At 66.1% G+C, this 23,294-nt stretch carries 29 protein-coding genes and 2 pseudogenes; 20 read left to right on the top strand and 11 right to left on the bottom strand.

The window, feature by feature from the left end; translation table 11 throughout:
- Positions 1-435: 435 nt before the first annotated feature.
- On the bottom strand, positions 436-696 hold the full coding sequence (locus GIS00_RS29335; protein WP_407666857.1) for a helicase associated domain-containing protein: 261 nt from the start codon (positions 694-696) through the stop codon (positions 436-438).
- Between the two features lie 253 nt (positions 697-949).
- Complete coding sequence (locus GIS00_RS12170) at positions 950-1,147, bottom strand: hypothetical protein (protein WP_154768727.1); 198 nt, start codon at positions 1,145-1,147, stop codon at positions 950-952.
- Between the two features lie 1,042 nt (positions 1,148-2,189).
- On the opposite strand from GIS00_RS12170, the gene GIS00_RS12165 reads away from it, so the two are divergent.
- Both GIS00_RS12165 and GIS00_RS12160 read left to right on the top strand, forming a co-directional pair.
- Positions 2,190-3,008, top strand: coding sequence for a hypothetical protein (locus tag GIS00_RS12165; RefSeq protein ID WP_154768726.1), 819 nt, complete (start codon positions 2,190-2,192; stop codon positions 3,006-3,008).
- 1,864 nt (positions 3,009-4,872) lie between these two features.
- On the top strand, positions 4,873-5,214 hold the full coding sequence (locus GIS00_RS12160) for a histone-like nucleoid-structuring protein Lsr2 (RefSeq protein WP_154768735.1): 342 nt from the start codon (positions 4,873-4,875) through the stop codon (positions 5,212-5,214).
- Here GIS00_RS12160 and GIS00_RS29330 read toward each other — a convergent pair.
- From GIS00_RS29330 to GIS00_RS27565, 7 genes and pseudogenes are all read right to left on the bottom strand, one after another.
- On the bottom strand, positions 5,153-5,593 hold the full coding sequence (locus GIS00_RS29330; protein ID WP_154768725.1) for an IS3 family transposase: 441 nt from the start codon (positions 5,591-5,593) through the stop codon (positions 5,153-5,155). The two genes, GIS00_RS12160 and GIS00_RS29330, sit on opposite strands and share 62 nt — an antisense overlap.
- Before the next feature lie 160 nt (positions 5,594-5,753).
- Positions 5,754-6,963, bottom strand: a pseudogene (locus GIS00_RS12150) (IS256 family transposase); the annotation flags it as partial.
- Positions 6,964-7,114: 151 nt separating this feature from the next.
- A complete protein-coding gene (locus tag GIS00_RS27570; protein WP_230313511.1) occupies positions 7,115-7,267 on the bottom strand; it encodes a hypothetical protein in 153 nt (50 codons plus the stop codon).
- 319 nt (positions 7,268-7,586) lie between these two features.
- Entirely contained in the window at positions 7,587-7,835 is a 249-nt protein-coding gene (locus GIS00_RS12140) for a helicase associated domain-containing protein (protein WP_154768724.1), read from the bottom strand.
- Positions 7,836-9,104: 1,269 nt separating this feature from the next.
- The gene (locus GIS00_RS12135) at positions 9,105-9,368 is read right to left on the bottom strand and encodes a hypothetical protein (protein ID WP_154768723.1); all 264 of its coding nucleotides are present in this window, start codon (positions 9,366-9,368) and stop codon (positions 9,105-9,107) included.
- Entirely contained in the window at positions 9,365-9,667 is a 303-nt protein-coding gene (locus GIS00_RS12130; protein ID WP_154768722.1) for a helicase associated domain-containing protein, read from the bottom strand. Before GIS00_RS12130 ends, GIS00_RS12135 begins: the two co-directional genes overlap by 4 nt.
- Positions 9,668-10,165: 498 nt before the next feature.
- Positions 10,166-10,450 (bottom strand): hypothetical protein, encoded by a 285-nt coding sequence (locus tag GIS00_RS27565; RefSeq protein ID WP_230313510.1) that lies wholly within the window; start codon positions 10,448-10,450, stop codon positions 10,166-10,168.
- Between GIS00_RS27565 and GIS00_RS29325 the strand changes: the two genes are divergently transcribed.
- The 9 genes from GIS00_RS29325 to GIS00_RS29305 all read left to right on the top strand — a co-directional run bounded on the left by GIS00_RS29325 (position 10,331) and on the right by GIS00_RS29305 (position 16,200).
- Positions 10,331-10,801 carry a GAF domain-containing protein gene (locus GIS00_RS29325; protein WP_407666861.1) on the top strand — a complete coding sequence of 157 codons (471 nt, stop codon included), beginning with the start codon at positions 10,331-10,333 and terminating at the stop codon, positions 10,799-10,801. The genes GIS00_RS27565 and GIS00_RS29325 overlap by 120 nt on opposite strands.
- A 111-nt stretch (positions 10,802-10,912) precedes the next feature.
- Positions 10,913-11,251 carry a diguanylate cyclase domain-containing protein gene (locus GIS00_RS29315; RefSeq protein ID WP_154768721.1) on the top strand — a complete coding sequence of 113 codons (339 nt, stop codon included), beginning with the start codon at positions 10,913-10,915 and terminating at the stop codon, positions 11,249-11,251.
- A 126-nt stretch (positions 11,252-11,377) separates the two neighbouring features.
- Positions 11,378-11,875: a GAF domain-containing protein gene (locus tag GIS00_RS12110; protein ID WP_196073245.1), complete on the top strand. Its 498-nt coding sequence runs from the start codon at positions 11,378-11,380 to the stop codon at positions 11,873-11,875.
- A complete protein-coding gene (locus GIS00_RS12105) occupies positions 11,872-13,050 on the top strand; it encodes a helicase associated domain-containing protein (RefSeq protein WP_154768719.1) in 1,179 nt (392 codons plus the stop codon). Before GIS00_RS12110 ends, GIS00_RS12105 begins: the two co-directional genes overlap by 4 nt.
- A gap of 182 nt (positions 13,051-13,232) precedes the next feature.
- On the top strand, positions 13,233-13,496 hold the full coding sequence (locus GIS00_RS29310; protein WP_196073244.1) for a helicase associated domain-containing protein: 264 nt from the start codon (positions 13,233-13,235) through the stop codon (positions 13,494-13,496).
- Positions 13,497-14,017: 521 nt separating this feature from the next.
- Positions 14,018-14,248, top strand: coding sequence for a hypothetical protein (locus tag GIS00_RS12095; protein ID WP_154768718.1), 231 nt, complete (start codon positions 14,018-14,020; stop codon positions 14,246-14,248).
- 367 nt (positions 14,249-14,615) lie between these two features.
- Complete coding sequence (locus GIS00_RS12090; RefSeq protein ID WP_407666860.1) at positions 14,616-15,092, top strand: Hsp20/alpha crystallin family protein; 477 nt, start codon at positions 14,616-14,618, stop codon at positions 15,090-15,092.
- Between the two features lie 657 nt (positions 15,093-15,749).
- Positions 15,750-15,923, top strand: a complete 174-nt coding sequence (locus tag GIS00_RS12085; protein WP_154768717.1) for an XRE family transcriptional regulator — start codon at positions 15,750-15,752, stop codon at positions 15,921-15,923.
- 4 nt (positions 15,924-15,927) lie between these two features.
- Positions 15,928-16,200, top strand: a complete 273-nt coding sequence (locus GIS00_RS29305) for a helicase associated domain-containing protein (protein ID WP_154768716.1) — start codon at positions 15,928-15,930, stop codon at positions 16,198-16,200.
- 210 nt (positions 16,201-16,410) lie between these two features.
- On the opposite strand, the gene GIS00_RS27555 is transcribed toward GIS00_RS29305, so the two are convergent.
- Both GIS00_RS27555 and GIS00_RS12075 read right to left on the bottom strand, forming a co-directional pair.
- A complete protein-coding gene (locus GIS00_RS27555; protein WP_230313508.1) occupies positions 16,411-16,509 on the bottom strand; it encodes an Lsr2 family protein in 99 nt (32 codons plus the stop codon).
- 455 nt (positions 16,510-16,964) lie between these two features.
- Positions 16,965-17,393, bottom strand: a pseudogene (locus GIS00_RS12075) (transposase); the annotation flags it as partial.
- A gap of 215 nt (positions 17,394-17,608) precedes the next feature.
- On the opposite strand from GIS00_RS12075, the gene GIS00_RS12070 reads away from it, so the two are divergent.
- The 9 genes from GIS00_RS12070 to GIS00_RS12030 all read left to right on the top strand — a co-directional run bounded on the left by GIS00_RS12070 (position 17,609) and on the right by GIS00_RS12030 (position 23,016).
- Positions 17,609-17,893 carry a hypothetical protein gene (locus GIS00_RS12070; protein ID WP_196073249.1) on the top strand — a complete coding sequence of 95 codons (285 nt, stop codon included), beginning with the start codon at positions 17,609-17,611 and terminating at the stop codon, positions 17,891-17,893.
- A 340-nt stretch (positions 17,894-18,233) separates the two neighbouring features.
- The gene (locus tag GIS00_RS12065; protein WP_154768714.1) at positions 18,234-18,875 is read left to right on the top strand and encodes a hypothetical protein; all 642 of its coding nucleotides are present in this window, start codon (positions 18,234-18,236) and stop codon (positions 18,873-18,875) included.
- Positions 18,876-19,094: 219 nt separating this feature from the next.
- Entirely contained in the window at positions 19,095-19,325 is a 231-nt protein-coding gene (locus GIS00_RS12060) for a hypothetical protein (protein WP_154768713.1), read from the top strand.
- A gap of 294 nt (positions 19,326-19,619) precedes the next feature.
- The gene (locus tag GIS00_RS12055; RefSeq protein WP_154768712.1) at positions 19,620-19,862 is read left to right on the top strand and encodes a hypothetical protein; all 243 of its coding nucleotides are present in this window, start codon (positions 19,620-19,622) and stop codon (positions 19,860-19,862) included.
- Positions 19,859-20,176, top strand: a complete 318-nt coding sequence (locus GIS00_RS12050) for a hypothetical protein (protein WP_154768711.1) — start codon at positions 19,859-19,861, stop codon at positions 20,174-20,176. Before GIS00_RS12055 ends, GIS00_RS12050 begins: the two co-directional genes overlap by 4 nt.
- Positions 20,177-20,320: 144 nt before the next feature.
- The gene (locus tag GIS00_RS12045; RefSeq protein WP_154768710.1) at positions 20,321-20,641 is read left to right on the top strand and encodes a hypothetical protein; all 321 of its coding nucleotides are present in this window, start codon (positions 20,321-20,323) and stop codon (positions 20,639-20,641) included.
- A gap of 604 nt (positions 20,642-21,245) precedes the next feature.
- A complete protein-coding gene (locus GIS00_RS12040; protein WP_154768709.1) occupies positions 21,246-21,422 on the top strand; it encodes a hypothetical protein in 177 nt (58 codons plus the stop codon).
- Positions 21,419-21,640, top strand: coding sequence for a hypothetical protein (locus tag GIS00_RS12035; RefSeq protein ID WP_154768708.1), 222 nt, complete (start codon positions 21,419-21,421; stop codon positions 21,638-21,640). Before GIS00_RS12040 ends, GIS00_RS12035 begins: the two co-directional genes overlap by 4 nt.
- Before the next feature lie 1,010 nt (positions 21,641-22,650).
- Positions 22,651-23,016 (top strand): hypothetical protein, encoded by a 366-nt coding sequence (locus GIS00_RS12030; protein ID WP_154768707.1) that lies wholly within the window; start codon positions 22,651-22,653, stop codon positions 23,014-23,016.
- Positions 23,017-23,294: the final 278 nt, after the last annotated feature.

The following is a 23,294-nucleotide window of genomic DNA, read 5'->3' as shown; positions in this document are numbered from 1 at the left end:
GCGGAGTGGAGAGCATCCGCAAGGCGGGAGCATGTTGATCGTCGGCATGATCGGCTCTGGGTGGGTCGGCGACGGGTCCCCTGGCCGACCAGCAGGTCTGCTACGCGTTGCTGGATAACTACACCAACGCTGGGGCGGACCACCGTGTCGTCCCCCGTGATCGTCGCCGGCGTCGCCTTAGGCGGGCGCAGTGATGTCTTGGGCTCTGATGTCGGCCAGTGGTGAGGACGTCGCGTTCCGGGCAACCGCTGTGCGCATCCCGGCCGGAGGTGTGGCTGGTCATCTCCGACGCCATGATCAATCCGAACTCGCTGCCCGGCCATGTTGACCTGCGCAAGCACTCCCGGACAGCGCCCTTCGCGGTTTGCGCATGTTCCACGAACCGAGGAGCGGCTCAGGTGGGGAGGGCGAACCAGACACTACCGGCTTCGTCCTTCAATCAGAGCGCCCGGGCATCTTCCGCGACGCGCCTCGCCAACTGGGCACCGCGTGGTCGAGTTGCGAGCGTCTGTCGTGGTCGAGCTCCCCGCGGCGAAGCTCACGTCGCTGCGCATGCAGCCAACGTCCGAGGACCCGCTCGCGCTGGGATGCCGAAGCTCCGGTCCGCGGAAGGCGACCCGTGTCATGCCGCAACTCGACCACCGCGCCAAAGTTACGAGCCCACACCTCCGCCTCGGCATTCACACAACTCAGCATCTCATCTCCGCAGCGCCGGCAGCCTGCGCGGCCCGGCGAGTCGAACGCGCATTCCCCAGGGCCGGATAGGAGCCGATGATGAGTATGACGAGCGCGGCCGCCAGCAGCGGCACCGTCACAGGTCGCCGTCTCGCGGAGTAGTGTTTCGCCGGCGGTGGCGCCGATCCCGCCACAAGAGGGCGAGCGAACCCGCTGTTCAGGACGCGAAACATGCCGTCAACTGGCGGTTCTCATCAGCATGGATCAGTCGAAATCAGAACATTTTCGGGTCGAGTGTGGGCATATTGAGGGCACGCGAGGAAACGTCCACCGGATGCCAGCTGCCGTCCTGGTCATGCTCGAACCCAGCGGTGCCGAGGAGTTCCTGGGCTTGGTGCTGGCGGTAGAGGTCAGCGTCGTTGCGGTGTGCGACGACGCGGCCGACGATGCGCGGATTGCGGGGGATGGTCATGGCTTCCCCTGGTGTTGGGGCGGGCTGGAGTGCCATGCCGTGCCATGTCGGTGGAGGATCGAGGTCCTCGCTTCTACCGGTCCGTCGGGTGTAGCAACGGAGGCGGCCCCGCCGGCTGTAGTCCGTCAACCGGCGGAGCCTGACGGTCGTTCATCCCCGGGAGGAACGTGCCGCTATAGGGTTCGGTGCCCGCGGTGGCCGGTGGGTCAAACGGGTATGCGTCTCGACTCTCTGTCCCAAGGTGCAGGAGGATCCGCCGATACGGCTTAGCTCGCGTCCACGGGCGACGTCACTGGCCGCGGCGCCGCAGGATGATCGCGAGGACGATGATCAGAACGGGGAGTGGGATGTACCAGTACCAGGCCGGCCTGGATCCTTGTCCGATGTAGTTCAGCAGGGCGGCAATAAGGGGCTCATCGCAGTTGAGGGTGTAGTTGGGTGCGGGGTCCTGGGTGACGGCATAGTGTCGTCGTGATGGCTGGTGGGGAGAGTTCAGGTCTTGGGGAGCTATTCGCGGGTGCGCGCGGACGGTTGCTGGCTGCGTTGTTGTTGGCGGAGTTCGCGGCGAGTGTGACCGGGTTGAGCTACTCTGCGGTGCTGCCGGTCGGTGCCGCTGAGCTGAGCGGGCTGCAATTCTACGGGGCGGCCGTGACGGCGACAGGGATCGTCGGGATCGCGTTCCTGGGGTTCGGGGCGTATCTGTACGGCAGGATCGGCGCGCAGGCGCAGTTGCTGATCTCGACCATCGTGCTGATCGCGGGTGTCGTGATGTCGGCGACCGCGACGACGATGTGGGCGCTCGTTGTCGGGCTGGCGTTGCGCGGTGTCGCGGCGGGGCTGATGGGCGGCCTGGGGATGGGCGTGATCTCCGAGGTGTATCCGGACGCGAAGCAAGCGGGAGCGAGTTTTCGGGCTATACGCGATCATGTGGATCGCACCGGCTCTGGTTGGCCCGGCGATCAACGGGGTGCTGCTGGTGGCGTGGGGGTGGCGAGCCACTATGGTCTGGCCGGCGGTACTCGTGCTAATCGCCCGAGGTTTGATGGCTGGATCGCTACGCGCCGTCGGGTGGCAACGTCCTGCGGTTGCTCCGAAGGTTCGGGGGCCGTGGGCGTTCGTCGCGATCGCGGCGGGCCTGGCGGCCGCGCAGGTGTGCGTCGCGTCGGCAACCGTGTGGGGTGTCGCGGCGGGGGTGGTTCTGCTGATCGTGGTGCTAATGGCACCTTTCCGCCGCGCGCTAGTACTGACGGTGCCTGCGGAGCGTCGTGCGCAGGCGGGCAGTTGGGTGCTGGCTCTGGTGTGCGGGGGCTACTTCGGGATCAACGCGTTCGTGCCATTGCTGTCGACCGAGTACATCGACGCGAGCGGCGTCGTCGGGACGGTGCTGGTGTCGCTTGGCCCGCTCACGTGGGGCTTGATCAGTGTCACGGGGTGGGGTGCGCATGTATCTGAGCGCGAAGCTTATCGGCTTGCCGCGATAGTGTTTCCGGTCGCGGCGGCGTTGGTCGCGGTCGGGGCTATGCTGCACGCCGGCCTGGGCCACGCGGTCGGGCTGGGGATCGTGACCGTCCTGATCGGGGCTGCGATGGGCGTCGTGTATCCCAAGGTGATGGCGCTGACGTTCAAGGGATTCCGCGCCGAGAACGGCACGAACCGAGCGCACGGCGGGGTCGTGCTCGGACTAGGCGAGGACGTCGGCACCGCGGTCGGCGTCACAGTTCTGGCCGGGATCGGCGCTCTGATCGTTTCGACGGGCCCGGTCGACGTCGCCGTCCTCGCCGCCGTGTTCGCAGTCCTGCTCGTGATCGGGTGGGGCGTCAGCAGCCGGAGCACGCTGTGGGGATCCCGGGCAGCCGGCTGAGCACTCGAGGCGGGGGCAGGCCGATACTACACCCTCAATCGTGAAGACCTCGATAAGGATTAGCGCGCAGACTACGCCGGCGCCGAGGAAGGCCTTGGTACTGGCTCGCACGTCGACCAACTCTTTGGTGAGCGAAACGCTCCCGGAGGTGAAGGCAGGAGGCCGGGGATGTTTGCACCATCCCCGATCCCGACCGCCAAGTCTGGCAGCTTGGACAAGAGCTATCGAAGGGCTTACCTGAACGGACGATTGGGTTGCCGGGTCTCATCCACCGCACACGTGCGAGGGTGGTCCGATGGTTGATGCATCAGAGGTTCCCGAGTCGTTACAGCCCGTCATGCGCGATGCGGGAGCGGTTCTGCACAATCTCCAGGTAGAGGCGGTCGCCGAGTACGAGTGGCACGCGTCCACGCTTCTCATTCAGATGACTTACGGCGCAGATCCGGGCACACCCCTGCGCTCGATCCAGGTCAACCGCGACGAACCCCGGGCGGTCCAGGTTCGGGCAATCGCCGACCAGACGCAGGACGCTGTACTCGACGTGATCGGGCGGTTGTGGCCCCCCTGCCCCCTCCATCCGGACACCCATCCGCTCGTAACGGCCGGGGACGGAGAGGAAGGTCGAGCGTGGTGGCGTTGCCCAGTTCTATCCGTAGAGATTGGACCGGTTGGTCAACTCGCCGGTACCTGAGGGGCAGCGACGGCATTGGTGGACCGGCGGCGCTGTGGTGTCGGCGCGGCCTGTACCGTTGCGTTTCATGCAGTTGAGGACGGGGCCTGTCTGTGGTTGCATGCCCCGCCCGGGGGAGCCTGTCTACCGGGTGAGGGGCGAGTACCGATGGGGCGGCCACCTCGGCCAGGCGACTCAGGATTTCCTGGTCTGCATCGATCATTACACCCCGGGCGGGTTCGCCTTGACCGGTACCGACGGAGAGCGAGCTTGGGTGGCCGGGTTGTACGGCGGCCGCCACGCCACGGACCCTGCGCCATGCGCAGGCTGCGGAGTGCTGGTCGTTCGGGGCGCTCGGGCGGGGTGCCGACACCACACCTGCTCTCGTCGATGCCGTCTCGCCGCATCCGGAGTGGTGCGACCGCAGCGTGGCCCGGTTAGTCACACCTGTCTCCGGTGTAGTACCTCAATGATGGGACGCGCCAATCGCCAGTACTGCTCTGACGCGTGTCGGCAAGCGGCGTACCGGGAGCGCAGCGCCCGAGTCCTGTAAGCGGGCCACGCGTGGACGCATAGGATGAGAGCATTTCATCCGTGATGTAGATGATTCTGGCGGCACTGGGGTTGTCGGCCTTGGCGACGTTGGTGGTTGCCTGGATGACCCGCGGTACCGGTTGATAGGTCGCGCACCAACCGCACTCGATCGCTTGCGGGGCACTTGCCTGGGCGGGCGGCCCCACAAGGGTCCGGGTGCAGGCCGGACCCGGTGGGGCCTACGGCTCCACTCACGGGGATGACAGTAAGCCGCAGGATGATGATGCGGCTTGGGCGAGTCGGTCGCTCGGTGAACCCGGCACGTGACGTGCCGAAAACGCCCCCGCCCTGCCGAAGCAAGGACGGGGGCGGAAGCTGATGTCGGGCTGGCCACACCCGGGGAGATAGCAGCCAGACCGACGATCTACATTTTAGTGGCGAGCACCGACAGTGCGCTGACCAGGTGAAAAGGGGTGCGGCCCCGCTGGCTGCGTGTCTGAACCGGCGGGACCTACGTCCATCCGCTCATCCCCGGGTGGCAAGCGGGGCCGCACGTGATCCCTGCCCCGAGGACTGCGTCAAGAAACTGGTAGGCGCACAAGTCGTGAGGGCGACGCTGTACGGGGCTTCGTGCCCTAGGGTTCGCGCGTGGCTTCCATCATGTCCGTGACCATGACCGACGACCTCGACGGCAGCAAGGCGGCCGAGACCGTCGAGTTCGCCCTCGACGGCGCGGTCTACGAGATCGATCTCTCGAAGCGCAACGCAGCCGCGCTGCGGAAGGCGCTCGCTTCCTACCTCGCCGCCGGCCGTAGGCTGCCGCGGACCGTGAAGTCCCGGCCCATCCGTGCCGTGGCCGACCAAACAGCTCGCGAGCGTGCCGAACACCGTGCCTACCTGTCCAAGGTCCGCACCTGGGCAGCCGCAAACGAGATGGGTGTCAGCGACCGCGGCCGGATTCCGCAGGCTGTGTTCGATGCCTACGAGGCGGCAGACTCGTGAGGCCCATACCCGCGGCGTAGCCGATAACCCGGCGGGAATGCCCGTCCCGTACCGCACACAAATACAACCAGGTCCACACCATGTTCAACCCGCTCTGGTCGAACCGGCGGCCCACCCGGTCCAGGATCGTGTGCACATGCACGTCCTGCGCGGTGGTGACCGGCTGCCACGGGCGTGGACTGATTCCACGGATTCCGTTGTGCGGCATCAGCTTCGACACCGTCTTTCGCGACACCTGCACACCCGCGTCACGCAGGTCCGCCAGGATCCGCGGCGCCCCCGACACCTCATCAGAGGCCCGGCGGGATACCACGAGCTGCGCGAGCAACTCCGCCCGCCGCCTGGCCCTCACCCCCGGCTCGGTCGTCTTGCTCGCCATCTACTTGTAGTAGCCCTGCCGCGATACCCCCAACAACATGCCCATGCGCGACCCGACTTCGCTCGATTTAGTGCGCACTCCCGGCTCGGCGGATGGCCTCGAGGGCGTCGTGCAGGTCGGTTGGGAGTGTCAGATCTTCGGTGTAAGTGATCATGTGTTCTCAGTTGGTGGAGGCCGGCTGGATCCGGCCCTCGAAGGTGATCGCGAAGGTGATCGCGAAGGCGTTCAACGCCGGTTTCCACCGGATCACCCATCGTGCTCTTCCCTTGCCGGTCGGGTCCAGTGATCTGGTGACCAGGTAGAGGCACCCCCGCGCTGCCTGCTGGTTCGGGAAGTGCCCACGGGCGCGCACCGCCCGCCGGTGACGGGCGCCTCGCGACTCGATAGAGTTGGTGGCGGGAGATGATCCGGCGGATCTCCACGTCGTAGTCCAGGAACGCCCGCTTTCTCCGGCCAGGCCGACTTCCAGAGCTTGATCACCGCCGGGTATCGGGCGCCCCACTGCTGATCGAATTCCTCGAACCTGGCCTTGGCGGCGGGCTCGGTCGGTGCGGTGTAGATCGGCTTCAGGTCCCTGGCCAGAGCGTCCCAATGCTGCCGCGGGACATAGCGAAAACTGCCCGGCAGCATGGATCACGCACGTCTGCACGATCGTCCGTGGCCATACCGCCTCCACCGACTGCGGCAGCCCCTTCAGGCCGTCGCAGACCAGGATGCACACGTCCTCCACGCCGCGGCCCGAGCAGCTCGGTCAGCACCTGCAGCCAGAACTTCGCACCCTCACCGCCACCAACGCCCACCCACAAGCCGAGGATGTCCCGCTCCCCGGTGCAGGACACCCCGATCGCGGCGTAGACCGGCCGGTTGGTGACCTGACCGTCGCGGACCTTGACCATGATCGATGGGGCACCTCCCGCTTGCGGGGGGACGATGAACACGACCGGATACACCCGGTCCAGTGGGCGATCTCGCCACTCCGACATGTCCTCCAGGACCTTGTCGGTGATCTTGGAGATCGTCTCCTTCGACACCTGGGCGCCGTAGATCTCGGCGAAGTGCGCGGCGATCTCACCCGTGGTCAGACCCCCGAGCCGTTAGCGACAACACGATCTGATCGACCCCGGTCAGCCGGCGCTGCCGCTTGCGCACGATCGCCGGCTCGAATGAGCCGTCCCGGTCCCGGGGCACCTCGACCTGCACCGGACCGATCTGCAGTGGACAGGGTCTTGGACCGGGTGCCGTTCCGTGAGTTCTCACCGTTGCGGCCGGCCGGCTCGTGCCGCTCGTCGCCCCGGTGATCGGTCATCTCCGCCTTCAGGGCGGGTCCCGGGCACCTGCTCGGTCAACCCGGTCAACAGACCTCCCGGGCCGAATCAACTCCAGGCATTCCAGGCCTGCGCCACCAGGGCCTGCGCGAACTGCTGCTGGTCCATGCAGCCCGCTGACGTCGATGTCATGCCATCAAGCGTGTCCGACATGTCCGATCCTTCCCGCCAGGCGCACCCGGCGTGTCTGGATCACTTACACCGATGACCTGACAGTCCCCTTGGCTTTGGCGATGATGAATGAGGCGAGGATGTGGCTGATGCCTAGAATGATGGTGGCTGCGAGGGTCCAGTAGCTGCCGAGCCACGCGGCGCCGGCGGCGAAGACGATGACGGGCAGGATCGCCATGGGGATTGGGATTTCATTGCGGGGGTGTAGAGCGCGGCTGCAAGTCTGCGACCGGAGGTAAGGTAGCGCCCCCATAGGAGGTAGTAGATGGCGAGGCCGAGGATGATCGGGAGGGACCATCCCCACCGCATGTGCCCTGATGCGGGTGATGGCCGGGACACTCATGCACAGCCCTTGCCCGGCTCGCTCGGCCAGGGTCAGGGGTCTCGGAACCTGTGCTGCCGGCAGGCCGTCACGGGGAGGTGCCCAGAGGAGGATGAGGTTGGGGGCCAGTACGGCTGCCGACAGGAGTCGGCCCCAGGGTGAGAACCCCATCGGGTCACGCCCACATCGGGCGGTGTGTGCGCCAGCCGGGCACGGCTTGGTCGAGTTGCTCCCGCCGGTGCGGGAGCAGGGTCCGCATCCGTTCTTCACGTCGTTGTGTGATTAGCCAATAGGCCAGACGACGCTCGACGACGTCCGTGCCGACGGCGGTGGATGGGAGCAAGCCGCGTACCCGTAGGTGATGCGCGAGGTGTTCGAGGTGGGCGGTCCACGTCTCGTCGTCGGGGCGGAATCCGTGCTCCATCGCAACAGTCTGCTTGTCAACCAATGCGGGAGTGAGGGCGACCCCGCCGGCCCAGGGGGTGGCCACGGCGGGGCCGTCGGCTCGACCCTGTCAGGGGGGTGACACCGGGGAGCCGCACGAGCAGTTTGCCCGCCAATACTGTGCATAACACGCGACCGAAATGTGAGTGGGGCCACGCCCGGCAGTCGGGCCGGACGTGGCGCACCCCTCGTGGGTCAGCCAACCAGCGAGGGACAGTCGTGGCCAGCCGAGCGAGACGGTACGGGCAGCAAGAAGTGCACAACGAATCGTGCTCTACAGCTGGGATGGCCTCGCCGGGCAGCCCCCTGCCACGGCGAGGCCTACGGCTCGACTCACGGGGGATGTACAGCGAGCCGCAAGTTGGTGATGCCCGGTGCCGCGAGGTGCGCTCGACGTGACAGGACACAGGACAGTGTTTCCCCCGTCTTCAGTGCTGCGGTTACCCGTTGACGTGCCCCTTCGCGTAAACGTAGACGGGGCCGACAACACGTGCGGTCACGGGTCCGGGGGTGATCCGTTGCACGAGCTGTAGCCACTCGTGGTCCTTCGGCAGACCACAGTGCGAGGAGGGTTCGTGGGCTGGGGGTCGCCTTCGGGCACGAGCGACGACGCTACCTGTAGCGGACCAGGTCACGTATCCGGGCCGGCGATAACAACTGTTTCGCCAGGTATGTCCCGCTTTCGTGGCCACGGGCAGTTACAGACCGTCACCACCCCGAATAGAGTCGGAGGACAAGGATTCACCATTTTCGGCGTCGCGAAACAACATTTTTACCTGGTGAGATGAAGAGAAGCTCGGAGTGTTCTCGTCGCACGGAAGGGGTGCTGAGGATGAGGAGAAGACACGTTCGACTCACCGTCGCTGCGATTCCCGGTGCGGACGACGAACGATTCTGCGTCTTCCGCACGCCACTGCTGGGCAACCTCTACCTCGAAGGTCGGGGCCACCTCGACGCTGACTGTGGCCGTTGCGGCACGACTCTGATGCGCGGGATGCGCAGCATCGCCGGCGTTTCCGGGGTGGTCTTCATCTGCCCGAGCTGTCACTGCGGCAACATCACTTCAGCGGTTCGCGCAGAGGAACTCGACGCCGCGTCCTGAAGAGGCAGATGGTGGTGGTTCAGCAGTCGGGTTGAACCGGCGAGGTCGCTTTGTCCGAGCGACTCCACTGTCCCCGAAACCGGCCGGACAAAGCGTCGTTGCCACATTCGCTCTCTCATGGCGCTGTCGCTCAGATTCGGCAGCCGGTCAATAGCCCGGGGGAGCCGTGGGTGACTGCCGCGTCAGATCTCGCCCTCGTGGAAGATGCTCGGCGAGGTAGTCCTCGATCTCGTCGATGCCGGCGCTGAACGGGTGGGGTGTGGCACCGAGGATGACTCGGGACCGATCTGCGAGCATGTAGCCGCCGTGTTCGACGGTGATCTCGTGGTCGGATGACCGGTGGAGGTCCAATCCAGCTGCTCGGGCGCGCCCTCTGGCTGCGATCTCGCGCCGATCCTCTTCCTCGGTCATCGGCTGGCTTCCCGCCGACGAGACAGGTGGGCGGAGTTCCATCCAGGCAGTTCAGAGTCTAAATGGGCGACCCGGATCTCGGACAGCGCCGTCGCCGCGAATTCGCGGCGCTGTGTGGCGAGCCACAAGGCCAGGCGACGTTCGTGTTCGTCGGTTGAACGGCGAGGAAGCCGGCCGGACTCCTCGCGGAACTCCTTCGTGGCGGCGAGCTGCCGCAGCCATCGGGCCTGATCGAGCTGGAAGCCGTTACTTCGTCCGACGGGCTCGGTGACGAGTGATGGGTCAGTGATGGCGGTCATCCCAGATGCTGCGGGTCGACGGTTCCTGTTGCTGAGGCCGCCTTAGATACGATCGCCACCGCGGGTAGGGGGCGTACGCAAAGCGCCCTCATTATCCACGACACGAGAGCCAGCCGGGAACCACCATGCCCCACTTCTGCCTGCGGACTGTGCGACCCGCAGCCTCGTGTAGGCGCACGCCGACCCACACGATTCGAGCAGCACTCGAACCGAACAGGTGGGGCACTCACGGTAGCCCGCAGACTCAAACTCGAACAGGTCCAGACTCACGGGGGGCGAGGATAGCTACCCCACCTGAGGATCCGTCCACCATTGTGGGCCTCGCCATAGCGGGGTCGAGTGTCGCCCTCCGCGGGGCCGGTCGGTCCTGATCCAGAACTGCGACTGGCGGGTCTTAGAAGATGACGACGACCATCTACACCCCCGACGTGACCGCGCCCGCCGTATGGGGGATCGAGACCGACGCGTGTGTGTTTCAACGACGCACGCAAAGGCCAGTCATGACGGCTGCTTGCCAACTGGGGTGATGGCGAAGGGTGGCGGCGTCGTGGTGTTGGACGGGCTTGCGTGGGCGGTGGGGCGCTTGGCCGCGTTTGCGTCGGAGAGTTCGAGCTTGATGATCTGTTGCGTCGGTTGTGCCGGTTGGCGGCGGAGGTCCTGTCGGTGGATGCGGTGGGTGTCATTCGTCTTGTCGATGGGCGCAGCATGTTCGTCGACGCGGTACCTGCGCAGGCTGCGCCCCTGGAACGGGTGCAGCAGAGGTTGCAGCAGGGGCCGTGCCAAGACGCCATGGACTCGGGCCGACCGGTCTTCGCCGGGTCCCGATCGGACATGGCGTGGCCGGAGTTCGAACGAATTGCTGCCCGCGAAAGCATCGGGGCAGTGCTTGCAGTGCCACTGCGCAGCAGCGGACGCAGCTGGGGGTGCCTGGATCTCTACTGGCGCCGCAAGCATGAGTTGACCGAATCGGATTCTGAAGCGGCACAGTTGTTAGCCGATGTGGTGGTCTCCAACGTGGTGATGGCATCGCATCGGACCGGGCCGAGGCCCGCGAGGCTCACCGGCAGATCGCAGAACATGCGCTGCACAACCCACTCACCGGGTTGCCGAACCGTCGGCTGCTCCATCAGCTGATCGACCGGGCACTGGAGGGCGCTCGCGGCCAGCCGCATCAAGCCGCTGTGATGTTCGTTGATCTCGACAGTTTCAAGCCCATCCTCGACACCTTCGGCCACCAGACCGGAGATGCCGTTCTCGAACAGGTGGCAGGGCGACTGCGCGACGCCGTTCGCGGTCCCGATATTCTTCGCCGCGTGGCCGGTGACGAGTTCATCGTGCTCTGCGAGCGAATCGATCCCAGCCCGTGGGATTGACCTCCTGGAGGCCAGGCCGACGCGCATCCATGACGCGTTGCAGGTGGCCCTCGCCATCGGAGATCACCACCGTCACGTCTCGGCCAGCATTGGAATCGCCCGCACCAACGGCGACGATCCAGTAGCGGACCTCATCCACCACGCCGACCTGGCTATGTACCAGGCCAAGAGACAGGGGTTGGGGCGGACCTTCATCCACGACGCCGCATGACTGCGCCGGCTCCGAGGAACTTCTCACAGGCAGTAGCGGCGCAATTACTCGTAAGCAACAATCACCCAAATGCTGCAACGGTTGCGCCGATGCAGCTGTCGAAGGAAGGGCGCCGAGTGTGGGCTGATGCCCGCACGCAAGTCGGGGCAGGTATCGATGGACACCCTGGATCCGTGGGCGGAGCCGGCACCCGAGATCACCGACGACCAGATGGCGGGCCAGCTGCTGCACCTGGTGCGGAAACGCTTTGGCATGGATCTGGCCTGGATCTCCCGGTTCGATCAGGGCCGACAAGTCGTCGAGACAGTCAGCGGCGAGCTCAAAGGCCAACTCGTCACGCCCGGCTTCTCCCCCGCCCTGGCTGGCCCTTATCGCGTGCGTGTCGTCTCGGGTGACCTCCCAGCGGTCATCCCCGACGCCAAGACGAACCCAATCACGTCGGCTCTGGAGACGACCCGCCGGATGGGTATCGGCGCCCACCTGGCCGCACCGCTCAGGGCAGGAGGGCACCTCTACGGCACCTTTGTGTTGCTCCGAGACGATCATCGCCTCAGCACAGGTGTCCACGGAAGTGGGTCAAGGTCCTACAGCCGGGACTCGAAGGTGGCAGGCTTAGCAGGATGACAGGTTCGCGGGGCTTCGTTGCGGATGATCAGCGCTGGCAGGTGCAGCTGCGGTTGCTGGTGACGTTCGTCGCGGCCGAGCATCGCTGGCCGCACCAGTCCCCGCAGACCACACCCGCAGAACGGCGGCTCGGACAGTGGCTGGGCAACCAGCGGCGCACCAACCCGCCGATCGATCGGCACCGGCAACAGCAACTCGACGAACAACTGCCCGGTTGGCGCCGCGGCAGGACCGGGCCGCCGCTGAAGGGTGCATCTGCGGGGCCTGTCCCTGTCGACCACAGCATCGGGGGTGTGCCCAACGAGCAGTTCTGGTCAGCACGACTCGCCGAGCTACGGGCGTTCATCGACCAACACGACCGACCACCACGCCGCACACCCACCACCCCTCTGCACGAGCGCAGCCTTAGCTACTGGCTGGGCAACCAGCGCCGCTACCTGGCTGACGGCACCCTGGCGCGGCATCGGCGAGCGCAACTGGACCGGCTTTGGCCAGATTGGTGCAGCCAGGTCCTTCTGCCCGCGAAGGCGGACCCCAACGGGAATCCTGTAGGACGTCCAAGGCAAGTACTGGGGCGGGAAGCGCGCTGGGTCCAGATGCTTGCGAACGTGCAGTCATTCATCGAAGGGCAGGACCGGCCACCGCGAACCAACGCCCCGGGTCGTGATGAGCGGCGACTTGCCACCTGGCTGGTGACTCAACGAAAGAACTTCCGGATCGGCGTGCTCCGCGCGAATCGGATCGCGCAGCTCAACGAATCCATCAGCGACTGGCTGCAACCAGCGGACAGGTTCTGGTCGGTCATCCCCAACTTCGAGGTACCCCCGCCACCGTCCTGGACCACCGCCGATCACGGAGCATCGCCCGCGTCCGCGTCCGGATTCCAGATCGACAATGACAGATGGCTGGAAAGATTAGCCGCCGTCATTGCCCACCTGGCTGCAACCGGCCGGCCACCCCGCGCCAACAGGTTGATGTCAGTCCCGGAAGACGAACGATCACTGGGAAACTGGCTCAGTCACCAACGCATCGAAAACCGCTCCGGTCGCCTGAGTGAGGATCGACGACGACTCCTGGATCACAGGCTACCGGGCTGGAAAGGCACTCATGCACGACATCCTCTGCCGGCCGGGCGCTCTGACACCAGCCGACCGATGAACAGTCCCTCCTCATGACCGCGGTATCCGGCCACTCCGACGCGCCCATCCGCCGGATGCAGGCAGGAAGCGACGCCCTCCACATTGCGCGGTACCTATAGCGACCGCCACCCACAGGGTGTATCAACACATCGTGATCAAACCGTGCGAGTGCACCCCAGGCGGGCTGGACCTCGCCGCTCCTGCCTGCGGAGATCGCCGTGGACGATGACCGACGCCCACCCGGCCGCGGCTCCTGGGGCTTCCAAGTCCAAGAAGCACACTGGCAACAACGGCTGGAAGCCGTTGCGTCGTTCCGAGCAAAACAGGATCGCTGGCCCCGCAGCGCACCACCCGCCCCGTTCGAGGAACGTCAACTGGGACAATGGCTCGGCACCCAACGCCGGGACCTCAGAACACGAGCACTCCTCGACCACCGCAAGCGTCAACTCGACCGACTCCTGCCCGGATGGCGTCCGCTGTAGTTGGCGTTCAATTGGGCACTGCCGCCCGGGCCGTTCACGACGCGACCAAGGGGAAGCCCTGTGTCTCCGCAAAGGGGTTCACAAGCGCCGCCGAACGACTCCGTGCGGCGGAGGTCGTAACTCCGACCGCCGACCAGATTCGTCGTGCGCATGCCGACGGTAACCGCACCTACCCCCTGACGTTGGTGCTGTCGAGATCTGACAGAAGGTGACCTTCGCGCGGCCCAGGAGATCGTCCCGAGCGCGAACTCGCCTAGCGATGCTCTCGACGGGATGCAGATCTACATCTCGAACACCACCATCGAAGTAATCGTATCTCAGCGTCCGCACATCCTTGGCGAGCTGCTCGCCCTCGAGCGGTGCGGTGCAATCCACGACGAGGAGCTGCGGGCCGCAACGAGAACGCCGATGCCGACAGCATCGCCAAAGCGGCTCGTAATACCACGTGGTGAATTCGCTGACAGTCTGGTTAGCAGCCTCCATGACACTCGTTCGCCGCCCGCCTAGGCACTACACCTTGGGTGCAGTACGCCCGGTTCTCCATCCGCGACGTCCTCGTGCTGCGCCATAGTCTTGACTTTTCCTTCACGAATGGCAAGTGCTGGCAGCGGCCGGCTTGTGGCTGCACTCCCCGGGCCGGTGAATTGGTCTACAGGGTTTGCGGCCATCGCAGCGACGGCAGCAAAGATTGCTCCTGGTCGGAGTTCACCGCGTTCGCCGAGCATTGGCAACTCAACGGCGGCCACGCGTGATCCGGTCAGCCAGGGGTCCATCCATCACGGTCACAGGGCTGTACCGCTGCGAGGAGCCCACCGCCGCCTGGCCCTGCGCTGGCTGCCGGGCGCTGGTCGCCCGAGGCGCCCGGGCGGCTATACCCACCACGCCTGCTCCACGACGTGTGCTCAGAGGACCGCCCGAGCCGCCCACCGGGTGTAAGCCCGGCAGCTCGCCAACAACGTCTTGGGGTCGAGACCTCCTTCCCAGCAGCGGTTCTCAACGGCCCGACGTCACTCGTTCGGATTATTGGCAGTCCACGGTGGAGCAGGTTACAACAGTGATGCACAGCTGGTGGTTCCGCCGCTGGGGCAGGGCCACCCGTTCTCGGAAGGGGTGATTGCTGTGCTGGGATTCGATCCAAGCGTCTTCGACGCGTCCACCGGGGTCGACAGGGTGACCTCGAGACTGGCCGGGGAACCAGGCGAACCGCGGTTCATGCCGATGGACGTCTACCGCCAGGGCGACCACTACGTCCTCAACGCCGACCTGCCCGGGCTGGACCCGGGCAGCGTGCGTATCGATGTCGATAACGGCATCCTCACCATCCAGGGGCAACGCACCCCCGCAGCAGCGGAACAGGAGCAGTGGGTGGCCAGGGAACGTTTCACCGGCTCCTACCTTCGAAAGCTTTTCCTCGGCGACGGCATCGATGCGGAGAAGATTTCCGCGGGCTACCGGGACGGGGTGCTGTCCCTCATCATGCCCATCGCCGACCGGGCCAAGCCGCGCCGCATCCACATCGACGCCCTGGGCGAAGTACACAGCGAGACAACCCCCGCCGCTAGCGATTCACCGTCGGGGAGGGAACTCGCCAACTGACCACAAGAGCAGTTCGAGCGCACTCGGAGGTGGCCTATCGACCATCAATCAGAAGCTCCGTTCTCCTCCCTGGACGATCAACTTGTGGCCTCGCCGGCGGTGGCCCCCCCCGGCGGGGCCACCGCCGTTCGGAGAGATGCTCGTGAAGTTCTCCTCAGCGGAATCAAGTCGGAGGGGTCTTGCGCGTGCACCGGAGAACCCCAAGCAGTCATGCCCGAGGGCCGGCTTGCGCCCAAACGCAACGGAGCAGGAGCCCGGCAAGGGCCCGCAGCGCCACAGCCGCGTCGATCACCGTTCCGATCCCTACTTTCACGCCGGTGATGTGATCCCTGTGCCGACACCGCGGGCAACCCCGACTCGGCAAAGCCGCACGCCGGCATCCACCAACCCGGATGCAGTCTGGTGTCCGAGGACTGCTGCCTGCTTGTGTCGTCCACGACCAGTAGGAGTCGCGAAATCGCAGGTCGCGGGGTCGGGCGGCGACTACAGTGCGCCAACCGAGGACCACGGGAGCTGCGAGGGGGCCCCGACGACATACCAGAGCACGAAGGTCCGCCAGCAGACCAGGTGCAAGATCCCGGCGATCACCATCGTCGCCAGTCAACCCAACGACGCTGGCGCAGTCTGGACGCGTGAGACCGCGACTATTGTCAGACCGTGATCTACTCCCTGTTCCGCGCGAACGTTTCCGATCGCATCGAGTTCAAATCCGAGACCCTTGGCCTCCGCAAGATGCCTGTGCCCGACGCCGAGATAGGCCTCGCCAGCGGGAAGCTCCCCCAAAGGGTCGACGCGTCGCAGGCATGCCGTCCGCGCGCCGTCGGACGGTGAAACGTTGGTCAAGGGAGAACAGGCGCTCGGCGGCGACGACCCGCGATGGAGTCGGCGCTTGGAGGCCGTTGCCGAGCACGTTGCTCGAACAGGGCACTTGCCGTCAATGGCCAAGGGTGTTGGCTCGCAGGAGCGATCACTGGGCTATTGGGTCAACAACCAGCGCCGGGCCCACTCCATCGGCCTTCTCAAAGGGAACCGCGTCGCGAGGCTCGATGCGGCCGTGCCCATCTGGTACGACAGCTTTCAACACCGAGCGCCCAGATCAAATGGTTGACCTGGGGCTGCGGTTCTTAGGCCTTCGCGGCCTCATGGATATCAAGCACAGACCGCGGAAGGCCCCCGGTCGCTGATACCCACACCGTTCGCTGACGCCCAAGTGCGTACCTTGACAGGTACGCGCGGCGCTCCGCCTGCTCGTGTGGAGACTTGCGGGGTACGACGAGGCGGACCCTAAGGTCCGCGGCAACCTACGGCCCACGGCGACCTACGAGAACATCGCCTTCCGCAGGGCAACTGCATTGCGCTTCGAGAGGTCGACGATCTCAGCCGCCTTGCTGCCGTCCAGGTCGTCAGTCATGGTCACGGAGGTAATGGGAAGCTACGCCGGAATTCTAAACCGCTGGAACCGTCGGGCCCGCACCACGACTGACGAGCCCGGTGATCCGTTGCACGAAGGCGTCTGCTACTACATGAGACGCCGCGGACGGACAGGGGACAGATGGAGTACACACACGAGCAGGGCTGGCTCACCAAGCTGCACGAGACGCTGGCATTTGCGCCAGCCATGGCCACTTCCCTCGCAGCTCGCTGAACGCTCCACTTGAAGAGCGAAAGCCAGGCATCTGGCTGGCTCGCCAACGCCGAGATGTCAGCGGCCACCTGACGTCCAACCGCCGTCGTGAATTGATTGACAGTATGCTGCCGGGCTGGCTCCACACAGTTCCCGGCCGCCAAGGACCGGCCCCATGGCGTGGATGAGGACCCTCGACGGTCAAGACCGCGGGAGTAGTGTAACTCGGATCCTTGATGTTCAGGGGTTCAGGCTGTGAGTGCGGGCGTGGTAATAGCCTCCTCTCCCTTGACGATGGTGCTTGTGCGGCGTGAGCGGGTCAGGATGTCGAGGCCGACGTAGCGGCGTCCTTCGAGTCAGACGCCCGTGTTGTTCGGCCAGGACGGCGCCGACGATGCGGATGATCGCGGGCCGGTCGGGGAAGATCCCGACGACGTCGGTGCGGCGGCGGATCTCCTTGTTGAGGCGTTCATTGGGGTTGTTCGACCAGATCTGCCGCCAAGTCTCGAGGGAAAGTTGTTGAACGCCAACACATCTGTGCGTGCCCGGTCTAGGTGATCGGCGACCGCGGGAGCTTGCCGGTCAGCGCGGTCCACGACCCGGTCGAACTGGGCGTGCACCGAGGCGGGGTCGGGCTGGTCGTAGATCGAGCGGAGCAGTGTCTTGACCCACGGCCAGGTGCACCTTAACCACCCGCCCGTCCTCGCGGACCCCGGCACCAGCGCGTCCGCGGCGACGAAGGTAAACGCACCGGCATCGCCTACGGGCGGGTCCAGAACGCCTCGACCTGCCCGGTTGGGGGCTTCTGCGGTACCCGGGGTAGATCGATATCTGTTGTGACCTGAGCAGATCAGGCGACGTCCGGCAGCCCATCGTCCGCCGAAGTGCCCGGATGCACCGGTTTCCCAGTTCGGGAAGGTCACCTTCGCCGCGCTGCTCGCCGCGAGCCAGTTTCGTCGTCTCCGGCCTGCTCAAGGTGATGGACGCGGCCGGGGTCGGCGACAAGGGCCGCACCTGGCTCAAGGACGCCCTCGACGTCAGCCAGCAGGCTGAGGACTACTTCGCCAAGACGGCGGCCGACGGGATCCCCTTCCGGCGGACCATGGTGATGGGCCGAAACGGCAAGATCCCACCGCCGCCGAGCCGAGGCATCCAGCCGAAGCCGAAACGGCGCTGAGTCTGTCACCAACCCCCCGCCACCCTGCGCCACCTCGTCGCCGCGCTGTCCGAAAGCCTGGCCGTAGAGCCTCCTGACGAGCACTCCACCGGGATCACCGGCCGCGCCACCGAGATCGCCACCGAGATCGTCGGGCGCATCAACACCACCCGCGACAACCTCGTTGCCGGGGCCCAAAGCGTCCTCGCCGACGCCGAGGCCGAGCAGCACCGCGCGACCGCCACCGTGGCAGTCGACTGACCGAAGTAGCCACACGATGACCAGATCGACACTCCCACCCACCGCAGACCCGCAGGCCCCGCGGCGCCTGACCGTCGACCAGATCCGCGAGATCTGCTCGATGGTGCCCCGCACCAGCGCCGACATCGCCACGCTGACCCTGATGTCCGAGCGCACGACCGACCCGGGGCAGCAGGCACTCATCCGCGCCGTCACCCCCGACCGGATGATCCCGCCCCGCGAGCTCTACCGGCATCCCGGACGGCACGCCCGGGCCGACGAGCAGCGCGGCACCCTGCGGACCGCGGACCTCGCCTGGCTCGACCGCCTGCACCGAGATCCCGCGCAGGTGTCCGACGCCGACGCCGAACGCGTCGCCGTCATGCAAAACTTGGTCCGCCTCTACGGCGCGGGGACAACCCCAGACGCCACCTCCCGGGCCGAACAGTCATCCAACCTGCAACTGCTTACCGCGATTTGGGAGCCCATCAACACTCGCCACAACCGGCTCGAGGCCGAACACCCCGCCGCTGAGCTCAAGAACACCCGGGTCCCCGACACCGGCGGACTGATCGCCGGCGCCGCACACGCCACCGTCGCCCACGAACACCTCGACGTCGACCCCCGTGCCCACCGAACCATCGCCGCCCGCCTCGCCGGTCAGGGTTTCGACGCGGCGGACACCGCACGCCGCGACCTGCACGACACTACCCAGGCCTGGGTCGAGGACGCCCGGCACAACGACCCCACATGCAAACGCTGAGGAGCGCCACCCAGGCCCATCACGATCAGCTCGAAGCCGAGCACAACAGCAGCAGCTGACCCGGGGCACGCCCCGGACGAGGGGGTCGGTATTGCCTCCACTCGGTGACGGTCACGGGCCCCCTCCGCTGTTCCACCACCGACGTGCAGACCCCGCACCATCGGGTGATCCGGGCATCCTGATGCAGGAGATCATCGCGGTGAACGATATGAACGAAACATGCCGGCCAACCACCGACAACCGCCCACCCGCTACCAACGCTTCACGAGATACCTGCTCGTCGTCCTCGCCATCGTCGGCCTGCTCCCCCTGGGGATCAGCACCTGGGCCACCATCACCCGGATCCGCACCGGACACTGGCCACCCAACGCCTGGGTGTACAGCCTGTGCTTCCTGGTGTTCGTCCTCGCATGGCTCAACCTGCTGAGGCAGTATCGTGCGCGACGGTGAATAGTGCTGCACTACAGCACATCCCAACCAGCTCGCAACACCCCCGGGGGGGCCTCCCCGCCCCCGGGAAGCTGTCGGTAGGCATAGGGCTCATCCCCCCGAACTCCCGATTTCCACAACAAGCGGTCCGACCGACTACGATCAGGTTGTACGCGCAGTCGTCCGCTGGCTGGGAAAGCTGGGACCCGCGTAAGCGGCTCAAGCCGGCTGACGTGCTCCCACTGCCACTGGCGGCATCGCAGGACCGCACCTCTTTGCTGCCGGTGGCGGTCTGCTCGTCTAGTGTCCCGGGGTATGCGTCTCATCGGCTGGCGCCGGCCACCTCATTCCCGGCAGGACGCGCGGGCTGAGTTGGCGTGGGTGGCGTTGATCGGTGTGGTGACCTCGGGGGCGGCGACCGTTCGTGCGGTGGTCCATCCGACGATGGTGACGATCTTTGTCGCTGCCCTGTTCTGGTTGATCTTCGTGGTGATCGCGGTTCTGCGCTTTCGCGAGTACCGCCGTCGTTTCCCAAGGGAGCGCCGTACCGTCTCATGAGCATGTCTGCTGTCCGGCCGGTCCAGTTCTGGGCGGTCGAGGTCGAGTACCGGCTGTCCGCGATCGGTGCAGAGCTCGCGGACGAGATTGTCGAGTCGTTGTTCCGCCGCTTCCAGTTACTTCGGCCGGGTGGCCGGGTCGGTCAATTCGAGGCGCGGGATGGCCGGCACGGCGTGCTGTTCCTGGCGACGACGTCTGCGTTGTCGCTGGAGGCCGGGATTGGGGCGGTGATGGATCATGCCGAGCGGGCCTTGGAACGCACCGGCCTGTCGCTGGAATTGAACGGCGCTCGAGCTGAGCGAGTGTGGCTGTAGGGTCGATGCATTCATTCCTCTTACCGATCAGAATTATTGTAAGGCAGACGATTTGCGGTTGTAGGAGGTGAGATCGGGTGGCGGTCATCGGTTACGCGACGATGCCGATAGTGCCCTCGTTGGATAGGCCGCGGAACTCACGCAGTGGAAGGACGACATCGTCGCCCTGACCGGACGGATCTCGCCTCGCCCGAGAAGCAACAGCAGCTGATCGATGCCGGCCCGGCGCTGGCCCAGGGAGTCCACCAAGCGACCAAGGCGCCTCAGGCCGAGCTCGATCGATGGTCCGCCGCCCTGGTCTACTCCAGCGAGTCCGGGGTGCAGGGCATGGTCTCAGCCATCGTGGCCGCGAACTCCGTCCTGACCGAGGCCGGGGCCGGCCTGGGCCAAGCCACCGTCGAGGGGCTCAGGGCCAAGATCAAGGACGCCACCTCCCAGGATCAGATCGACGCGATCTTCGAATAGGTCGGCTACCGCACGCAGGTCGTCGCCGACGGCAACTCCGTCCTGGTCAAGATCGACCTGGACACCACCCAGGCCTACGCCGACCTGCAGGAGTGGATCAACACCTCCTCCCGGTTCACCATCCCGCAGAAGGTCCCCGCGCAGGCCCTCACCGACTCCTGGGCCCAATACGCCGGCGGCTTCGCCACCGGTGGCGCAATCCGTGGCGCGGGTGGTCCGACGGACGACAGCATCTGGGCGCGTGTATCGAACGGCGAGCATGTGTGGTCGTCGAGGGAAGTGTCGGGTGCCGGCGGGCACGGAACGTGGGAGCAGCTGCCGTATCTGGCTCGCACCGGGCAGTTGCGGAAGTTCGCCGACGGCGGCGCCGTCGGCGGCAACAGAGCCGGGATGAGTACGGTCGCCGGGAAAACGTGAACCTGAGGTACTCGCCGACGCTGATCAACCCGATCGCGGAGCCCGAGGCGATCAGTGAGAACCGGGCTTTGGCGATGCTCGCGTCGATGGACGGCCTATGATGCCTCCCCAGGCTGCGTCCGATCTGATCAAATATGAGCCGATGCGAACGCCACCGGCTCCCTGGCTACGGCCACTCATCCTCGGCGTGACCGCCACCCTGGCCGTGATCCTCTGGCGGCTGATCGCCCGTGGGCTGGACACCTTCCACCCCGGGGTCATCTGGACCGCGCTGTTCTTCGGCGCCCTCGTCGCGACCGCAACCCTGGCCGGCCAATGGTGGGAGCGCCGCCAGCGGCGCCGCCGTCCCCGGGGCCGTAGATGACGCCCGGGATCCCTTCCGCCAACCGGCTTCTGGCAATCATCGGGCTTGGCATCGGTGCAGCGGCATTCGTGGTCAGCATGCTTACCACCAGCTTCGACGATCCATGGAGGTCAGCGCTCAGCGCCGGCATCGCCGGGATCTGGGCCGCGTGCCTCGCCAACATCGCTCTGCTGTGGCTGGATCGCCGCCGATGCCGACGGAACACCCACCGCGATTGACAGCAGCGATCAGAACTTGGTCCGTAGATGTCTCACGTAGGCGTCAAGGTCGGCCCGCCGATACCGCGGCATTGACAACACGTAAACCTTTGGGATCGCCTTCCGGTCTGCAGGGCCCGCAGCGACGTGAGTGAAATACCCCCGAGGTAGGCGGCGGCCTGCGTCCGGTTCAGCAGTGCCGGCCAATCCATCACCGGAGTGTCTGCAGCAGGGCACCGGGGACTCAGGGGCTCCATCGTCGATCACAGGACCTCCGCCAACCGTTCCAGCCACTCCCTGGCCGTCAGCACAGCCGTCAGCTCCTCCGCCCGACTGGGCAGACCAGCCCTCGCCCGCACCCGATCCGACGGTGAGTCCTCCTCCGGCAGCGTCGTATCGGTGAGGTACCGCACAGCCCCCAGACAGTCATCCGGAGTCGCCTGCAACCTCCGCGCGTACTGCTGCAACCGCCTCCGCGCATCCTGATCGCCCGTCCCGCGGTTAGCCAGCATCTGCGCCAGACTCGCCATCACGACGACCGTGTCGCGCGGCCTCACTGAATCATGGTCAGCGCGAAGTCTGGATGCGGGCAGGTCAAGGTCGGGTACGCGTGGCGGATCGCTTCGCGGATCTCGTGGCGGTCGACCGCTGACACCAGCAGCATCGTCACGCGGGATCTCCGACACGCGGCGGTCGCCGTACACCACGGTGCACGAGTCCTGAGCCATCATTCCAACGACCGTAGAGCACCCCGAACCTCTACGACCAGACAACCCCCAACCGGGCCCTGGTCCATCCTTCCCAGTGCGACAGCCCCTTCGATAACGTCGTCGCGAACGGGGGCAAATCGCAGCGCCCTCCACTGTCTAAAGGCGACATCCATGCTCCAGCGCATCAAGACCGCCACGATTGGCATCGTTTGCCTCGCTAGGCCTGAGCCCCGTAGGGACCACCCACGCGGCCGCCACTCGACCACCGCAGCTGCCGACCCGGTCTGCACGGTCCGCGCCAACCTCCCGGCGCGGATTGCGGTGGACCGGCCGAACAAGCTGGTACCCGTCACGCTGAGCGGCTGCGAGGGCTACTTCGAGTACGCCGCCGCCGACCTGTACGTGCCTGCCGGCACCATCGACTTCCTCTTCTGGGACGGCGTCCGCACCGAGTACGCCGACATCTACGACTGGGAGATCCGCCCAGGGGTCTACTCGACTGCCGACGGCAACGGGTACGCCCACGACCGGACACTGCGCTGGCAGTACACCAACTCCACCATCAAGACACCAACACCACCATCAAGTTCGCCGGATCGGCCGGCGTCGCCGCTTCTCGCGCCACCGGTGCGCGCACCAACGTCACCGCGGCCGCGAAGCGCTACGACCCCAGCGCCAGCGGACTGATCCCATACGGCAACCGCGTGATCGGCATCCAGACCGCCCCCACCCCATCCGGCCCGTTGAAGGTGGCCGCTTACGTCAAGGCCGGAGCCTCCGCCACCGGCACCCTCACCGCGCCGCCAACCAGTACTACCGATCGTTTTTCGGCGACTCCGCGTCGTTCTTTGGATCGACCAGCGGAGCGATCAAGGCCTGAGCAGCCCTAAAGTGGTCCTGGACCGGGGAAATGTCCCCACGTGGTGCGCCTTTGTTAGCGCCCTTGCTGCCGCGGTTTTCACCTG

This window comes from Nakamurella alba, assembly GCF_009707545.1.
Taxonomy (GTDB): domain Bacteria; phylum Actinomycetota; class Actinomycetes; order Mycobacteriales; family Nakamurellaceae; genus Nakamurella; species Nakamurella alba.
The sequence above is the reverse complement of the archived record's forward strand: the minus strand, read 5'-3'. Positions and strand labels throughout refer to the sequence as shown.

Excerpts from the sequence above, each read along its gene's own strand:
- GIS00_RS29315 (WP_154768721.1), top strand. The coding sequence starts at position 10,913 with ATGCCGTTCTCGAACAGGTGGCAGGGCGACTGCGCGACGCCGTTCGCG.
- GIS00_RS12165 (WP_154768726.1), top strand. The coding sequence starts at position 2,190 with ATGGCTGGATCGCTACGCGCCGTCGGGTGGCAACGTCCTGCGGTTGCT.
- GIS00_RS12170 (WP_154768727.1), bottom strand. The coding sequence starts at position 1,147 with ATGACCATCCCCCGCAATCCGCGCATCGTCGGCCGCGTCGTCGCACAC.
- GIS00_RS12065 (WP_154768714.1), top strand. The coding sequence starts at position 18,234 with ATGGTGCCCCGCACCAGCGCCGACATCGCCACGCTGACCCTGATGTCC.
- GIS00_RS12160 (WP_154768735.1), top strand. The coding sequence starts at position 4,873 with ATGTCCGTGACCATGACCGACGACCTCGACGGCAGCAAGGCGGCCGAG.
- GIS00_RS12050 (WP_154768711.1), top strand. The coding sequence starts at position 19,859 with ATGAGCATGTCTGCTGTCCGGCCGGTCCAGTTCTGGGCGGTCGAGGTC.
- GIS00_RS12130 (WP_154768722.1), bottom strand. The coding sequence starts at position 9,667 with ATGACCGCCATCACTGACCCATCACTCGTCACCGAGCCCGTCGGACGA.
- GIS00_RS27570 (WP_230313511.1), bottom strand. The coding sequence starts at position 7,267 with ATGGCGATCCTGCCCGTCATCGTCTTCGCCGCCGGCGCCGCGTGGCTC.
- GIS00_RS12035 (WP_154768708.1), top strand. The coding sequence starts at position 21,419 with ATGACGCCCGGGATCCCTTCCGCCAACCGGCTTCTGGCAATCATCGGG.
- GIS00_RS12135 (WP_154768723.1), bottom strand. The coding sequence starts at position 9,368 with ATGACCGAGGAAGAGGATCGGCGCGAGATCGCAGCCAGAGGGCGCGCC.
- GIS00_RS12105 (WP_154768719.1), top strand. The coding sequence starts at position 11,872 with ATGACAGGTTCGCGGGGCTTCGTTGCGGATGATCAGCGCTGGCAGGTG.
- GIS00_RS12055 (WP_154768712.1), top strand. The coding sequence starts at position 19,620 with ATGCGTCTCATCGGCTGGCGCCGGCCACCTCATTCCCGGCAGGACGCG.
- GIS00_RS12110 (WP_196073245.1), top strand. The coding sequence starts at position 11,378 with ATGCCCGCACGCAAGTCGGGGCAGGTATCGATGGACACCCTGGATCCG.
- GIS00_RS12060 (WP_154768713.1), top strand. The coding sequence starts at position 19,095 with ATGCCGGCCAACCACCGACAACCGCCCACCCGCTACCAACGCTTCACG.
- GIS00_RS12070 (WP_196073249.1), top strand. The coding sequence starts at position 17,609 with ATGCACCGGTTTCCCAGTTCGGGAAGGTCACCTTCGCCGCGCTGCTCG.
- GIS00_RS29335 (WP_407666857.1), bottom strand. The coding sequence starts at position 696 with ATGCTGAGTTGTGTGAATGCCGAGGCGGAGGTGTGGGCTCGTAACTTT.
- GIS00_RS12140 (WP_154768724.1), bottom strand. The coding sequence starts at position 7,835 with ATGGAGCACGGATTCCGCCCCGACGACGAGACGTGGACCGCCCACCTC.
- GIS00_RS29330 (WP_154768725.1), bottom strand. The coding sequence starts at position 5,593 with ATGGCGAGCAAGACGACCGAGCCGGGGGTGAGGGCCAGGCGGCGGGCG.